This window comes from Fulvivirga kasyanovii (assembly GCF_009711405.1).
GTDB lineage: Bacteria > Bacteroidota > Bacteroidia > Cytophagales > Cyclobacteriaceae > Fulvivirga > Fulvivirga kasyanovii.
Genome location: NZ_SMLW01000109.1, coordinates 1 through 755, shown reverse-complemented (window position 1 = coordinate 755; position 755 = coordinate 1). Strand labels below are relative to the sequence as shown.

1 protein-coding gene is annotated in these 755 nt (G+C 47.2%); it reads left to right on the top strand.

The features are described 5' to 3' along the window. A partial coding sequence (locus E1163_RS30145; protein ID WP_221417865.1) for a hypothetical protein occupies positions 1 to 442 on the top strand: 442 nt, incomplete at its 5' end. Positions 443 to 755 lie beyond the last annotated feature (313 nt).

The following is a 755-nucleotide window of genomic DNA, read 5'->3' as shown; positions in this document are numbered from 1 at the left end:
GGAGATCAAAAAAGAGCCCAAACAACTTGCCGGAGCAGGTTTTGCGAGGGAAATCAGTGCTGGTGCAGATGGCACGGTGTGGGTGATAAGTAACGAACCCGTACACGGAGGAGGCCTGGTACAATACCTCGACAATGACCATTGGATGAAAGTGCCCGGAGAAATAGGAGGGAACAAAATAACAGGTACCCCTGATGGTAAAGCCCTGATTGTAAATGTTAATGGTATGATCGCTAAAGTAACCAAAGAAGGAGGCTTCGAGCAAATGACCGGCGATGGCTTTGCCAAAGAAGTGAGCGTAGCCCCGGATGGCTCCATTTGGATCATAAGCAATGAACCCTCTCAGGACGGCGGCAACAAAGTCTCTTACCAGCCAGCAGAAGGTGGCGCATGGCAGGATATTGAAGGTGGAGCGGTTATACTCGATGCAGGATTTGCGTGAGATAATAGCGAAGCATAATATTGAATAAGCAAAACCGCCTCCAGTTTTATGTGAGGCGGTTTTGTTAAACTTGTGAGTAGTTGTCTTTAAGGACCGTCATCATGAGGAGGCACGACGAAATGATCCCCCACTTCGGAGCGCGAACCAATTTAGCACCTCGAATTCAGTTTACTGCACATAATTAGGGGCTGCTTTGTCGTTTCTCGAAAGCCTTCGGAACAGGCTTTAACTCATTCTGCTCAATGACTATCAATTCATCCTCTGAACTATTCAATCCGGGTCATACTAAGCTTGCGAAGTATCTAACTCAGTT